This is a genomic window from Serratia sp. EWG9 (genome assembly GCF_019913725.1).
Classification (GTDB): domain Bacteria; phylum Pseudomonadota; class Gammaproteobacteria; order Enterobacterales; family Enterobacteriaceae; genus Serratia; species Serratia ureilytica.
The window spans coordinates 355,079-368,834 of record NZ_JADNRO010000005.1 but is presented as its reverse complement, the minus strand read 5'-3'; the positions used below and the strand labels follow the sequence as shown (position 1 = coordinate 368,834).

Annotated in this window: 11 protein-coding genes; 1 reads left to right on the top strand and 10 read right to left on the bottom strand. The window is 59.7% G+C overall.

All coding sequences use genetic code 11. From position 1 onward, the window contains the following. Window positions 1–55: 55 nt before the first annotated feature. From ITX55_RS14430 to cmoM, 7 genes are all read right to left on the bottom strand, one after another. Window positions 56–703 (bottom strand): MBL fold metallo-hydrolase, encoded by a 648-nt coding sequence (locus tag ITX55_RS14430; RefSeq protein WP_108680401.1) that lies wholly within the window; start codon window positions 701–703, stop codon window positions 56–58. A 64-nt stretch (window positions 704–767) separates the two neighbouring features. Continuing rightward, on the bottom strand, window positions 768–1,316 hold the full coding sequence (locus tag ITX55_RS14425) for a YcbK family protein (RefSeq protein WP_004928217.1): 549 nt from the start codon (window positions 1,314–1,316) through the stop codon (window positions 768–770). 180 nt (window positions 1,317–1,496) lie between these two features. Next, the gene (ldtD, locus tag ITX55_RS14420; RefSeq protein ID WP_108680400.1) at window positions 1,497–3,305 is read right to left on the bottom strand and encodes a L,D-transpeptidase; all 1,809 of its coding nucleotides are present in this window, start codon (window positions 3,303–3,305) and stop codon (window positions 1,497–1,499) included. Window positions 3,306–3,526: 221 nt separating this feature from the next. Continuing rightward, window positions 3,527–7,975, bottom strand: coding sequence for a chromosome partition protein MukB (gene mukB, locus ITX55_RS14415; RefSeq protein ID WP_033642571.1), 4,449 nt, complete (start codon window positions 7,973–7,975; stop codon window positions 3,527–3,529). Next, a complete protein-coding gene (gene mukE / locus ITX55_RS14410) occupies window positions 7,972–8,700 on the bottom strand; it encodes a chromosome partition protein MukE (RefSeq protein ID WP_047024940.1) in 729 nt (242 codons plus the stop codon). Before mukE ends, mukB begins: the two co-directional genes overlap by 4 nt. Beyond that, on the bottom strand, window positions 8,681–10,003 hold the full coding sequence (gene mukF / locus ITX55_RS14405; protein ID WP_004928228.1) for a chromosome partition protein MukF: 1,323 nt from the start codon (window positions 10,001–10,003) through the stop codon (window positions 8,681–8,683). Before mukF ends, mukE begins: the two co-directional genes overlap by 20 nt. Continuing rightward, entirely contained in the window at window positions 10,000–10,785 is a 786-nt protein-coding gene (gene cmoM, locus ITX55_RS14400; protein ID WP_033642570.1) for a tRNA uridine 5-oxyacetic acid(34) methyltransferase CmoM, read from the bottom strand. Before cmoM ends, mukF begins: the two co-directional genes overlap by 4 nt. 152 nt (window positions 10,786–10,937) lie before the next feature. On the opposite strand from cmoM, the gene elyC reads away from it, so the two are divergent. After that, entirely contained in the window at window positions 10,938–11,711 is a 774-nt protein-coding gene (gene elyC / locus ITX55_RS14395; protein WP_042784114.1) for an envelope biogenesis factor ElyC, read from the top strand. A gap of 8 nt (window positions 11,712–11,719) precedes the next feature. On the opposite strand, the gene ITX55_RS14390 is transcribed toward elyC, so the two are convergent. From ITX55_RS14390 to ITX55_RS14380, 3 genes are all read right to left on the bottom strand, one after another. Further along, window positions 11,720–12,616, bottom strand: a complete 897-nt coding sequence (locus ITX55_RS14390) for a YcbJ family phosphotransferase (protein WP_033642568.1) — start codon at window positions 12,614–12,616, stop codon at window positions 11,720–11,722. Between the two features lie 152 nt (window positions 12,617–12,768). Next, entirely contained in the window at window positions 12,769–13,518 is a 750-nt protein-coding gene (gene kdsB, locus ITX55_RS14385) for a 3-deoxy-manno-octulosonate cytidylyltransferase (RefSeq protein WP_033642567.1), read from the bottom strand. Continuing rightward, window positions 13,515–13,697: a Trm112 family protein gene (locus ITX55_RS14380; protein ID WP_004928237.1), complete on the bottom strand. Its 183-nt coding sequence runs from the start codon at window positions 13,695–13,697 to the stop codon at window positions 13,515–13,517. The genes kdsB and ITX55_RS14380 overlap by 4 nt, the downstream gene beginning before the upstream one ends. Window positions 13,698–13,756: the final 59 nt, after the last annotated feature.

The following is a 13,756-nucleotide window of genomic DNA, read 5'->3' as shown; positions in this document are numbered from 1 at the left end:
CAGTTTGAAGGGGCGCGCTATGCGCCCCTTGATTATTTCTGCCGGGAAATGATCGTTACCACACCGCCGGCTCTTCGCGCAGGAACGGGTTGGTCTGGCGCTCGTGACCGAAGGTCGACATTGGACCGTGGCCGGGAATAAAGCGCATGTCGTCGCCTAACGGCAACAGCTTGGTGCGAATAGAGGCGATCAGCGCCTGATGGTCACCGCGCGGGAAGTCGCTGCGCCCCACGCCGCCGTTAAACAGCACGTCACCCACCAGCGCCAAACGCGCCTGCTCATTGATAAAGACGATGTGGCCCGGTGTGTGCCCAGGACAATGCAACACCTTGAGCTTTATCTCGCCCACCTGCATCTCATCGCCTTCCGACAACCAACGGGTCGGGGTCAGCGGCGCACACTCTTCCAGCCCGAACATCCGGCTCTGCGCCGGCAAACCATCCAGCCAAAAAGCGTCCTCTTTATCCGGGCCGTAAATCGGCACCTGATAATGTTCCGCCAGCTCCGCCGCCGCGCCGACGTGATCCAAATGGCCGTGCGTCAGCAAAATCTGCGTGATTGTCACACCCTGCTTCGCCACTTCCGCTTTGATTTTTTCCGCTTCGCCGCCGGGATCGACCAACGCCGCCTGCTGCGTGTTTTCACACCAGATCAGGCTGCAATTCTGGCTAAAAGCGGTAACGGGAATAAGATGGTATTTCATAAGGCTCCAACGACAATAACGCCGCCTCCGCAAGGAGCGGCGTTATTCACTGAGGGCACCGCGATTACCAGCTCCGAACCGGGCCGGTATCGATGTGCACGAAGTTGCTACGTGGGTAATATCCTACACCACCAGCGCGCATTTTTAACGCCGCTTTACGGATATTACTCAATTGGATACCTTCAATATGGAAATCCATCGCCTGGCCCTTGGTATGGTAGCTGTGCTTGGCCACACCACGGCTGTGCGCGCGCAATTCGTTGTTGGTATCTACGGAACGGTAACCGGAGATCAGCTGCACCGGCTTGCTGGTACCCAGCAGCCCCTGCAGGCGATAGAGGTGATCAAACAAACTGGGATCGATCGATTTAACCTTGTTGGCGCGATAATCGCGGAACAGATGATTTAGCCGAACCAACTCTTCTTTATTGTAGCCTTTGCCGTCAAAGAACTCGGCTTTAATAGATTCACCGGTATTCAGGTTATTCAACACTAAAATACGTGGTCGAGCGGTGGAAAGACTGGCAAACGCCTGCCCTGGAAGCAGCGCTATGCCCATAGCTGCGCCGCCTAGCGCCAGCCATTTACGGCGATGATGATCAATTTTGTCCATGACTCTGTTAAACCCGGCAAGAATGTCAAAATAAATGCACAAAACAGCGCACTGTCCGAACCATAACCGCCTGCGTATGCTGAGTCAACCCGCGATACGCCTAGGTTTACAGGCCCCCAGGTAAGAGGGCCTGCGGTATAGCCAAACATTCTGACCGTTATTTATTTATAATTACTGCATTTACTGCATTAATTTTTTGGCCTGAGCCAAAATTTGTGCGCCCGATCTCACCGTATTATCATAATTGTAAATATCTGTACGGAATTGCGGTTGGCCGTCATCCGAAACCCAGGCGGTCAGATAATACAGTTTTACGGGAATACGCTGGCGAATATTCACATAAGTGGTATTCCCTTCTTTCAGCGTGGAGGAAACGCGGCTATTGTTCCAGCCGGCATCCTGCAGCAGCATATTCGCCAAATCGGAAGCCTTGTTCACCCGCACGCAGCCGGAGCTAAGCGCGCGAATGTCTTTCTGGAACAGGCTGTGGTTCGGGGTATCGTGCAGGTAGATCGCGTCCGAACTCGGCATATTGAACTTGAAACGCCCCAGCGAGTTGGTGGCACCCGGCGCCTGGCGCACGCGATACGGGAAGTTGCGCGCAGAGACCATGCTCCAGTCGATCATCGCCGGGTTGATCACCTCCGCATCGTTGCTCCAGCCCGACAGCACGGTATAGCCGTGTTTCTGGAAATAGTTACCGTCGCGCATCGCCTTCGGTACGATATCCTCACGCACCAGCGTAGTCGGTACGTTCCAAGGCGGGTTGACCACCACGTTGTTCAACGCGCTGCTCATCAGCGGTGTCTTGCGGCTCGGCCGCCCGACGATAACGCGGGAGGACAACACTTCGTTGCCGTTCTGGTAGTAGGTCAGCGAGTAGTTGGGAATATTCACCATAATGCCGGTGCCGACATGCCCCGGTAAAATTCGCAGACGTTGGATATTCAACGCCAGCAGCGCGGCGCGGGTTTTCGGAGACACGTTGAGCCACTCGCGAGTGCGCACGCCGATCACGCCGTCCGCCGTCAGCCCCTGCCATTTCTGGAAACGCTTGACGCCCTCCACCAGCTCGTTGGTATAGAGGTTGTCGCTCACCACGCTGCCGACCTGCGGCGGCGTCTGTTCAGCGGTCAACTCCGTCACCGGCGCCGCCGACGGACTGACCGTCACACGCCCCTTCTCTTCGTCTACCGTCAGCCCGCCGTCATCAGGCTCATTGCTCTTCGCCGAGACGACCGCCGGCTCCGGCTCGACCTCCGGCGCCGAAGCGGCCAGCATGCCGGTGCGCGTCAGGATCTCACGCAGCGCAGGAATATCGTTGCTCATTTGTCCTGGGCGCAGGCTCGGGCCGCTGCCCACCTGTGGCCAGGGGCGGTTATCCGCCAACATATCGCGCAGCGCCTGATGCATCTTGGCGTATTGCGGGTGCTGCGGCGCGAGCGAATTCACATAGCTCAGCGTGCGCGCCTGACGCACCGCCAGCTGCCATTGGTTGATCACCGCAGTGGGCGGCAAGCCAAGCTTGTAGGGAATATTGCTGTACAGCCAACTGGTGCCGTTGGCGCCGATAGCGGACACGAACTGCAAATAGCCCAACATCGCATCGGACAGCACCACATCGCGGCCTACGTCATTGAGCGCCGGATTGGTCAACATCTTCACCCATTGGGTGAACTGCGGCTGCACGCCGGACATCGCCAGCTCGGCCAGCTGCTGTTGAAACTGCTGAACGGCCTCGCGATCCTGCCACATCGGCTGCATATGATTCGCCGCATACAGCGGCGCCAGCGTGGAAAGGTAGTGCAGATCCATGCCGCGCGGCAACGCGGCCAGCAGTTCAGAACGGCTCTGCGCAACGGACATGCCTGCTGATGCCACCGGTAACGCCGTTACAGTGGCCAATGCGGAAAACGACGACACAAGACTACAGGCGATAGCGCCACTCAGCGCCAAACGTCGTAGAGAGTTTCCCTTTTTAAGCAACATCCCTTGCCCCCTGTATGCTCACAAAAAAAACGTCAAAAAACTGCATATAGCTTCAGTATACAAACAGAAAGGCCGTTTCGCCCTGCGGACGTCGAATTACTGTTTATCTGATTAAACTAACCGCTTTTCAACGGATAAAAAAGCAGGACTATCATCCACGCGCACAAAAAAATAGCCACCCTGCGGCGGCTATTTTCAGATTTTTAGGGCGTTTTTCTGCGTTACGGCGTTTCGACCGGCGCAGTGCCCAGCGCCGGCGGCTCGCTGGCGAAACCGCGCAGCCCCACCACGTGCACATGCTCGTGGTTCTGGAACACCTTACGCACCAGTTTATAGGTGGTGCCCTTCTCAGGACTGATGTTTTCCGGCGCCGCGATAATCAGCTGCATCTCCAGACGGTCACACAACTCGAACAGCGTGGCGATCGATTTGGCATCCAGACGCGCCGCTTCATCGAGGAACAGCAAGCGACATGGCGAGATGTCTTTACCGCGCAGGCGGCGGGATTCTTCTTCCCAGCTCTGCACCACCATCACCAGAATTGACATCCCGGTACCGATGGCTTCACCGGTAGACAAGGCGCCGCTTTCCGCACGCAGCCAGCCGTCTGAGCCACGGTACACTTCCACTTCCATCTCCAGGTAGTTGCGGTAGTCCAGCAACTCCTCACCGATGGTCTGCGGCGTGCGCTGCCCCATATCGATCTGCGGATTCAGACGCTGATACAGCTTGGCCAACGCTTCGGAGAAGGTCAGGCGGTTGCTGTTGAACAGATCCTGATGCTGTTCCTGTTGCTCGGAGAGCACGTCCAGCAGGGTGGCGTGCGCTTCGCGCACGTTGACGTTCAGACGGACGCTCTTCACCTGGCCGAAAGCAACGGCCTGCAACCCCTGGTTCAGCATGCGAATGCGGTTCTGCTCGCGCTGAATGGTTTTGCGAATGATGTTGGCCACGCTTTTCGAACTGATCGCCAGCTTCTGCTCGCGCGCGGTCAGTTCTTCGGTCAGACGGCCCAGCTCAATCTCCATCTGCTCGATGGCCTCGACCGGATCATCGGTACGGATGATGTCCTGGCGGATACGCTCACGCAGGTGTTGGTACACCGCGATATAGAACTGAATCTTACGCTCCGGCCGCTTCGGATCTTCCGACAGACGCAGCACGTCGCGCAGGTGTTCGTTGTCCGCCACCGCCAGACGCAGCGCGCCGAGCGCCTTATCCGACATCGAGCGCAGCTCGTCGCCATCCATATACGCCAGCTCGCGGCGATGCAGGCGGCGTTCCACGCCGTTGTCTTTCACCAGACGCATCACCGCGCACCAGCCCGCCTTGGCGGTCACCACCTGCTCGCGCAGCTGATGGTAGTCGCGTTCCAGCTTGCGCAGTTTCTTCTGCAGGCCATCCATTTCGGCTTCGCAGAAGGTCAGCTGTTTCTCCAACTGATTGCGGCGAGCGCGGTTATTGCTCAGCGCCGCATGCAGCTCGTCGCGGCGCTGACGCGCGCGCGCTTCCGCGTTGGCGTCGGCCTGCACGCCGATATCCACCAGCTCCTGGCTCAGCTCTTTCAACATGTCGCGCTTGGCGTCATACGAGCTTTTCAGCGAGGCCAGCACCTGGCTGTATTGGGTGAACTGGGTTTGATATTGACGCAGTTGCTCACGGGCGCGGGCGCGTTCGGCTTCCGCCTGTTCCAGGCGCTGGCGCAGCTTGTCGTTGAGATCGTTGTTGGCATTCTGCATGCCGGCGGAGTCGGTATAGCTGAAGTGCGCGCGACGCTGCACCACTTCTGTCAACGCGAACGCCTGCTGTTTGGCCTGACGCTGCACGCTTTGCGCCTGCGCGTAGTCCTGCTGCAGCTGTTCATGCTGCTGCGGATCGCTCTGCAGCACCGATAGCAGCGGCTCCAGTTTGGTCAGCGACACCCCGTGCTGTTGAATGTGGCGCGCGGCGTCCTGCGCTTCTTCCAGCTCTTCACGGATCTCGTCGACGCGATCCTGCAGCGTTTCATCGTTCAGCAACGACACCAGCGGCATCAGGCGGTTGAGCGCGGAAATGCCCTCTTTGGCCTGATCGTACTGCTGGCGCTGCTGCTGATTCTGCGCTTCATGATTGTTCAGCGCACGCTCGATCTCGCCGCGACGGGCGTTCAGATTGCGGATCTCCGCTTCCGGGTCAGCGTCGAACGCCACCGCCAGATGGGTGCCGATAAAACGGCTGAAGGCCTGATGCGAACGCTGGGTTTTCTGCACGTCGAACGACAGCGTGGCATAGCGCTCCGCCAGCGTTTCACGCTCGGCATGCAGCACTTCCAGGCGGTTTTCACGCGCCGCGCGGCCGAACAACGGCACTTCCGGGTAGCGGGAATAACGCCACTGGCGATCGGCGATCTTCACCACCACCGCTTTGTCCTGCTCTTCGACGGCGAATACGCTGTCATCGAACGACTGCGGATCCCCTTCGATCAGGTAAAGATCTTCCGGGCAATCTTCCAGCCCTTCCAGCATCTCGCGCACCAGCGACAGATCCGGCACCACGATGGCGTGGCGCGAAGGGCCGTACAGCGCCGAGAAGTAAGGCGCGTCGTCGATGGTGACGTCATCGTAAATTTCCGACAGCAACACGCCGCCGAAACGTTCGGCCAAGGTGACCAGGCGTTGATCTTCCGCGCCGCCCGGCTGGCTGAGACGTTCGATCTGCGCTTCCACTTCGCGCTTGCGGGCCGCCACCTCGTCGCGCTCGACGGTGGTTTCACGCTCACGCTCCAGTAGCTGCTGCATGTATTCGGTCACCTGCTGGCTGTTTTCCAGCGGCTCTCCGCTCTGATCGCTGAGCTGGCTCAGGGCGTCCTGCGCCGCCAGCCACACCGGTGCGCGCGCCGTCAGCTCACGGATGCGCTGCTGGATCTGCTCCAGCTCCTGGCGCATCTCCATGCGGCGTTCGCCGGCTTCGCTGACGTTCTGCGACAGCGCTTCCAGGCGCTCTTCCAGCTCCTGCTGCAGCATGTCGAGATCGTCCGGCTGGTACTCCTGACCATGGCGTTTGCAAAATTCTTGCAGCAGGCGTTCGGCGTCCTGCTGCGAGCGCAGGCGCTGTTCCAGTTCGCTCAGGCGCAAACGCAGCGGCTGAACGCGCTCGGCGAGGTGTTGCTGCGAAGGCCAGTCGCGCAGCAATTCGCGCGCACACTGCCAGGCTTCGCTGCGGCTGACCTGGCCGGCGATTTTACCCACCAGCTGATAGGCCTGCTCGAACTGGCCGTGCGCGGCGTCGGCCACGCTCAGCTTCTGCTCCAGCATCAGCAGCGCTTCGGTCGCCTCCTGCTCGCGAGCCTGGAAGGTGTCCAGCCACTGTTCAGCGTTGTCGGCGGTCAGGTCCGGCAGTTGGCACAGCGCGCGCGCGCGCTCCAACGCCTGCAGCGCCTGTTGGTACTGAATGGCGCGGGTCTGCTGCACGTCAAGCGCCTGCTGGTAGTCGGCCAGCTGGCTCTTCAGCTCGTCCACTTCCAGCTCGGCCGCTTCGGCGCGCGCTTCGTTCTCGGCCTGCTGCTCGCTCGCCTCGGCCACCACTTCGTTCTGCTCTTCCAGGCGGTAGGTCAGCTCTTCCAGATCGGCTTCATAGCGTTCGATCTTCTCCTGCTGACGCATCGCCGTCTGCACCAGGTTCAGGTGGTCGCTGGCGGCCTGGTAATCGGTTTCCAGATCGGATTCGGCGCCGCTCTGCTCGCTCAGCTCACGCGCCATTTCCACATGGCGATACTGTTCGGCGGCCAGCTGCTTGCGGCTGCCCAACAGATCGCTGCGCAGCGCCAGCGCGCCGTCCAGGTGGATGCGGCGTTCGTTGGCGTGGCGCATATAGTCCGCCGCCACATAGGAGGTGGCCTCGGAGATCAAATGCTTGAACAGGTCGCGATCCGACTGGGTAACGCGGATCGCTTCCAGCGTCATGCGGTTTTCGCGCAGCGCCGCTTCCATGTCCTGGAACGCCTTGCGCACGCCGCTGTTTTCCGGCAACAGGTAGTCGCGCAGCGAGCGGGTGATGGCGCTGGAGATGCCGCCGTACAGCGACGCTTCAATCAGACGATAGAATTTGCTGCGATCGGCGGACGAACGCAGGCGTTTCGGGATCACGCCCAGATCGAACATCAGCGAGTGGTAATCGGTGATCGAGTTGAACTGCTTGAACTGCACGCCTTCCATCTCTTCCACGCGCTCTTTCAACTCTTGCAGCGACAGCACGCGCGCTTGGCGCTCACCCACGGTCTGGGTCAGCAATTCAGTCGGCTGTACCGCGGTCGGCAGGCCCTGGATGGTGAAAGGTTTGATATCGACCTTGCGATCGCGTCCCGCCACCTGCTGCAGACGCACACCAACCACCACGCGCTGGTGGCGCGAGTTGACGACGTCGAGGGTGGAGTAACATACGCCGGCGCGCAGCTTGCCGTGCAGGCCCTTGTCGCGCGAACCGCTGGTGGCACCCGCTTCGGTGGTGTTACGGAAGTGCAGCAGCGTCAGATCGGGGATCAGTGCGGTGACGAAGGCCGCCATGGTGGTGGATTTCCCCGCCCCGTTCCCGCCGGACAGCGTGGTCACCAGCTCATCGAGATCAAAGGTGCGGGCAAAGAAGCCGTTCCAGTTAACCAGCGTCAGCGAGCGAAATTTACCGCGTTCAATCATTCCTGTTCATCCTCTGCACCGTCAGGAGCGTTATCAACCCGCTGATCCTCAGCGTCATTCTCATCGTTAAGCGACAGGCTGGTTTCAACCGGCATCGCCTCACCGTCGCGAATCATGCGCAGCTGCGCTTCACGCGGATCGTCGCCGCTGCGCACGTCGGCGCCGAAGCGGAACACCGCCTCGGTAATGCGGAACTTGCTGCTGTCATTGCCCATGAAATAGACCATGCCGAGGCGGCGCAGGCGGTTGAGCGAGGTGCGCACCTTCTCGTGCAGCTTCTGCCGATCGAGATCCGAACCCGTAGAACGCTGGTTGACGAACTTGAGCAGCTTGTTCTCATCCGCCAGGCTCAGCAGTTCATCGTACAGCTCCTGATGGCTGAAAATGCCTTCGTGCGCCAGGCGCTCGGGGCTGAGATACAGGTAACACAAGATCTTGCCGACCATCATATCCAGCTCGGACAGCACCGACCGCGGGATCAGCGTGGTGGAGCGTGGGCGCAAATAGAAGAAACCTTCCGGCGCCCGAATCAGCTCGACGCTGTAACGGTTGTAAAACTCTTCCAGCTCATCCTGGAAATCCATTAAAAAGGCGTGGTTGTCCAGCTCATCGATACCGATGTGACGACCCGCGCGCAGTTGGCTGTCCAGCGCCGGGAACAGCGAGTTGGACAACGCTTTGGCCAGCTTGACTGGCATTACTTGTTCAATATTTGTCGATGACATGGGCCTGGACCTTGGCTCCGTAATCATTGATTGCCTGCCATTCCGCCGGCAACCCTGAGAAATCTGCTTCAGCCACACCGAGGCGCACTGCCTGGTCGACCACTAAACGTGCCACGTCGAAATGACGCGCACGCGGATATTGCGCCAGGTAATCGCGCATCACCGCTGCAAGGTTGAGCGGCATCTGCTGTTCCTGGTACACCTTCAACGCCTCTTCGATCATCGCCGCCAGCTGTTCGCGAATCTCGCTGAACTCTTCGAACTCCAGGTCCGGCGGCAGTTCCCCGGTTACTTCCTCGCTGCGCAGCGCCAGTTCTTCGTCGCGCATGTCCAGCAGACGATCGGCATTGGCATGAGTCAGCGCCCACGGGTGGTCGAAATAGGTTTGCACCGACTGGCGCAGGCGTTGGGCGAACACGCGGTTTTTATCCATATCGATAGCGGTACGGATAAATTTGTGCACGTGACGATCGTAGCCGATCCACAGGTCGATCGCCTGCTGGCCCCAGCTGATGATGCGATCCAGCTTGCTCTGCAGATCGAACACCAGCTTGTCGACGAAGCCGAGCTCCACGTTGCCGAGGGTTGCGTCCTGGATGCGCAGCAGATTGGCCTGCAGCTTGTCGCCCGCCGCATCCAGCGTATCCTGCAGTTCGCGCAGGGTGCCTGAGGTTTCCGACAGCAGCATTTCGCAGCTGGAGATCGCCGCCCGCCAGTCTTTGCTCAGCAGCGCCGCGATGTCGTTTTTCACGCTCTGCTGCTGCTCGTCCATCACGCGCTGCGTCATGTCGATGCTGTCGAAGATTTCCGCCACCGAATATTTCAACGGCGCGAACACGTTGCGGTGCCAATGGAAATCGTCGCCGCCCTCGTCGGCGGCATCGGCGGCGCGCTTCAGTTCCTGCGCCACGATCGACAGCTGCATCGACAGACGCAGCGTCGAGAATTCGCGTTGGCGAATATAGTAATCGGTAATGCCAATACCCAGCGGCGTCAGGCGGTAAATCGCGTTACCGTCCGCCAGTTCGCTGGTAAAGCGGTTCAACAGGCGCTGGCGCACCATGTCGTTGATCGCATTGTTGGCGCGCATCGCCACCGTTTCATGCGTCTGTTCAAAACCCTTGCTGACATGGCGAAATGCATCAACCAGCTCACCTTCGCTCATCTCGCCGTCCAGCCGTTCGCCATTCAGGGTGGCGATAGCGAGCAGAAATGCGAGACGCTCCGTAGGGAGCGAAATAGAGAAATCATTTTTCCGTGCCCAGGCGACCAGTTCGGGTACTGTCTGGGAAAATTCACTCATAGTTCGTCCTTCAGGTTTGGTTTATGCGCCATGACGTGAATATAGCGCCCCAAACTCACGTACGGCTCCTGCCGGCAATAGTGCTGTTCAAGCGCCAGTAACTCTTCAAATTTTTGGGTTTGCAGCTGTCTGCTCTGCAGATAGTCGTGGAACACCCGCACGCCGGTTTTGCCGCTGATGCGCATGCCCAACTGTTCCAGCCAGCCGTAGACCAATAGCGGATCGTGCGGATATTGCGGCGACAGCGAACGCTTGCGGCGCCGTCTGACCTCGGGATCCACCAATTGGAAGTTACCCAACACCACGTTACGCATCAAGAGACCGTTGGCGTTGAAGAACATCAGCGACAGCGCCCCGCCCGGCGTCAGACAATCGCACAACGCCTGCAGCGCCGCCACGGGTTCAGCGATCCATTCAAGCACTGCATGAAACAATATCAGATCAACCGGCTGTTCCAAATGTTGAGCGATATCCTGCGCAGAACTTTGTACGAATTGCATGTTCTGGCTCACACCTTTCTGCTCCGCCAGCTGCGCGGCGCGCTGGATCATCTCACCAGAAAGATCGCACAACAACACCTGATGTCCTAATTCTGCCAGTTGGCAAGCCATATGGCCTTCACCGCCCCCGGCATCGAGGATGCGCAGCGGCCGCTGCGGCAACTGGGCCAGCAGCCCGGTAAGATCCTGCCAAACCACCGCCTGGCGGATTTTTCCTTTCGTGGTGCCGTAAATATTACGCGCAAATTTTTCAGCAATATCGTCAAAATTACGATCCTGCATGGACAACGGCTCCGCTGATCTCAGTCTTGTCGGCGGCAAAGCGCACGCCCATTCAAACCTGCTATTTTGGCACAGACTGGCTTAGAATGTATCTTCTTGCGGCCTGTTTATGCCTGGATGCCGTTTTTTCACTCAAAAGGATCTGATTTTCGATGCTGTTCAACCTGAAAAAGTTCTTTGGCGCTCTGCTGATGCCGCTGCCGCTGTTGATGCTGCTGATGGGGCTGGCGCTGCTGCTGCTGTGGTTCACCCGCTGGCAAAAAAGCGGTAAGACGATTTTCACGCTGAGCTGGCTGTTTTTACTGCTTTTCAGCCTGCAACCGGTGGCCGACCGCCTGCTGCGGCCGATCGAAGCCGAATACCAGACATATCGCGGCAACGATGCGGTCAGCTATATCGTGGTGTTGGGCGGAGGCTATACCTACAATCCCGACTGGGCACCCAGCTCGAACCTGCTCGGCAACAGTCTGCCGCGCGTGACGGAGGGCGTGCGGCTCTATCTGGCGCACCCTGGCGCCAGGATGGTGTTTACCGGCGCGCCCGGCGGGCGCATGCAGAGCAACGCCGCCACGGCAGCGCTGGTAGCGGAAAGCCTGGGCGTGCCGCGCAGCGACATGGTGATCCTGGGGGAACCGCGCGATACCGAGGAAGAAGCCGCTCAGGTAGCCAAGTTGGTCGGCGAACACCCCTTCCTTCTAGTGACTTCCGCCAACCATCTGCCGCGCGCCATGCGTTTCTTCGAGGCTAAGGGCCTGCACCCGATCCCGGCCCCGGCCAACCAATTGGCGATCGACTCGCCGCTGAATATCTGGGATCGCGCCACGCCGTCGTCAATGTTCCTCGGCCATACCGAGCGCGCCTGGTATGAAACGCTGGGCAGTCTGTGGCAGCGGCTGAAAGGCGCGGATAGCGCCGGCGCCGAGTAAGGCCCCGTTCAACCGGCCAGCCAGGGCAGCAGCTGTTGCGACGCATAGTCGAACGGCTGCCGCTCCAGCTTGCCGGTATGGATCAAACGCCCTACCGCTTCCCACACCACGTACAGCCAGCGCCGCGCCAGGAAAGCGTCGGCGACCGGCGCCCGCTGCAGATAGCTGAACAACAGTTGGCTGGGCATGCCCGCTTCGCAGAGGCGGAAAAGATCGTATTCGCGCGGCGCCCACAGCACCACACCGGGATTAAGCATCGCCAACAGCTGATCGCTTTTGGGATCTTTCAACATGCTGCGCAGCGACAGGTTACCGTGCACCAGGACACAGGGATCGTCGAAACCGACGAAGAAATGGGTCAGCGCTTCGCGCGTGCGGTACAACAAACGCCGATCGGCCATGGTCAGCTGCGGGGTAGTGAGATTGACCACCGTCGCCCACAGCACTTCGACCCGCTGTTGATACCAGCAAAACCAGTCATTCTCCTGCGTACTGTCAACGGTGCCGACGCTGCCATGGCTGTCGATGCGGTGCCAGGCCAACATCCCGTCAACGATCTGCTCCATTAACATGTTCCAGCGATCCGGCGAACGCGTTGGCGCTTCGGCCGACACGCCGCGCAGACGCTCGATCAGCAGGATTTCCGTATACGGCGCCTGGTGGGTGCATACCACGCCGTACACCGTGGGCAGGCGGATATCCCCGTCGCGCGCCAGCATCGACAGCTTGTACGCCTCCTGCTGGGCGATGCCCTGGCAGATAAAACTTTTCGCCATCAGCGGGATAGCGTTGCCCTGGCGATCGTACAGTGAATACATGTGCGCATAAGGCTGTTCGCTCACCCGCTCCAGCCGGCTGACGGACTCACCCAGCACGATGCTCAGTTCGGCGCGTAACTGCTCCATAAGGCATTCACCTCAGGCTAATAAGGGGGGTATGCGTAACATCATCGAACGGTGAGCGGAAAAATTCTTCAACGCAGATCAACAAAACGGGGATCAATAATGGGAGGTATTGCATCGTCGGCGCGTTGCGCGCCGCGCCGACGAAATCAGGCTCAGGGTTGAATGCTGTCGCGCACGCGCTGGAGATCTTCCGGCGTATCGACCCCCACGCTCGGGACCGCTTTCGCGACCGCCACGTGGATTTTTTCACCGTACCACAGCACGCGCAGCTGTTCCAACAGCTCGATCTGCTCCAACTGGCTCGGCGCCCAGCTGACGTAGCGGCGCACGAAACCGGCGCGGTACGCATAGATGCCGATGTGGCGCAGCAGGCTATCGCCGATGCTCTCCTTCGACGCGGCGAAACGCTCGCGATCCCAGGGAATGGTGGCGCGCGAGAAGTAGAGCGCGTAACCCTGCGCGTCCATCACGACCTTCACCGCATTGGGGTTGAATGCCTCTTCGGCGCTGTCGATCGGCACCGCCAACGTCGCCATGCCGGCCTGGCTGCCCGCCAGGTTTTCCGCCACCTGCCGCACGATAACGGGTGGGATCAGCGGCTCATCGCCCTGCACGTTAACGATGATCTGGTCGTCGGCAAAGCCGTAGTGCGCGATCACTTCCGCCAAACGCTCGGTGCCGGAATGGTGATCCGGGCTGGTCATGCACACTTCGCCGCCGGCGGCTTCCACCGCTTTGGCGACTTCAGGGTGATCGGTCGCCACGATGACGCGGCTGGCGCCGGACTCACGGGCCCGTTCCATCACGTGCACCACCATCGGCTTGCCGTGAATATCGGCCAGCGGTTTGCCCGGCAAACGGGTTGAAGCGTAGCGGGCGGGAATAATAGCGATAAAACTCATGCGTGCTTCTCGTCCAGCGACAGCGCACGCGCTTCATTTTCCAACAGCACCGGAATGCCGTCGCGCAGCGGGTAAGCCAACCCGTCCGCTTTGCACACCAGCTCCTGGTTTTCTTTATTGAAATAGAGTTTGCCGTTGCATACCGGGCAGGCAACGATTTCGAGTAAACGGTGGTCCATGCATCCTCCGCAAGGGGATAGGTCATCTGGGAAGGCTGTGAGGATAGCATAACGCCCGG

Bases quoted from the DNA above. Each gene is read 5' to 3' on its own strand.
- ITX55_RS14430 (WP_108680401.1), bottom strand. From the start codon at position 703: ATGAAATACCATCTTATTCCCGTTACCGCTTTTAGCCAGAATTGCAGC.
- ITX55_RS14390 (WP_033642568.1), bottom strand. From the start codon at position 12,616: ATGGAGCAGTTACGCGCCGAACTGAGCATCGTGCTGGGTGAGTCCGTC.
- cmoM (WP_033642570.1), bottom strand. From the start codon at position 10,785: ATGCAGGATCGTAATTTTGACGATATTGCTGAAAAATTTGCGCGTAAT.
- ITX55_RS14425 (WP_004928217.1), bottom strand. From the start codon at position 1,316: ATGGACAAAATTGATCATCATCGCCGTAAATGGCTGGCGCTAGGCGGC.
- ldtD (WP_108680400.1), bottom strand. From the start codon at position 3,305: ATGTTGCTTAAAAAGGGAAACTCTCTACGACGTTTGGCGCTGAGTGGC.
- mukF (WP_004928228.1), bottom strand. From the start codon at position 10,003: ATGAGTGAATTTTCCCAGACAGTACCCGAACTGGTCGCCTGGGCACGG.
- mukE (WP_047024940.1), bottom strand. From the start codon at position 8,700: ATGTCATCGACAAATATTGAACAAGTAATGCCAGTCAAGCTGGCCAAA.
- elyC (WP_042784114.1), top strand. From the start codon at position 10,938: ATGCTGTTCAACCTGAAAAAGTTCTTTGGCGCTCTGCTGATGCCGCTG.
- ITX55_RS14380 (WP_004928237.1), bottom strand. From the start codon at position 13,697: ATGGACCACCGTTTACTCGAAATCGTTGCCTGCCCGGTATGCAACGGC.
- mukB (WP_033642571.1), bottom strand. From the start codon at position 7,975: ATGATTGAACGCGGTAAATTTCGCTCGCTGACGCTGGTTAACTGGAAC.
- kdsB (WP_033642567.1), bottom strand. From the start codon at position 13,518: ATGAGTTTTATCGCTATTATTCCCGCCCGCTACGCTTCAACCCGTTTG.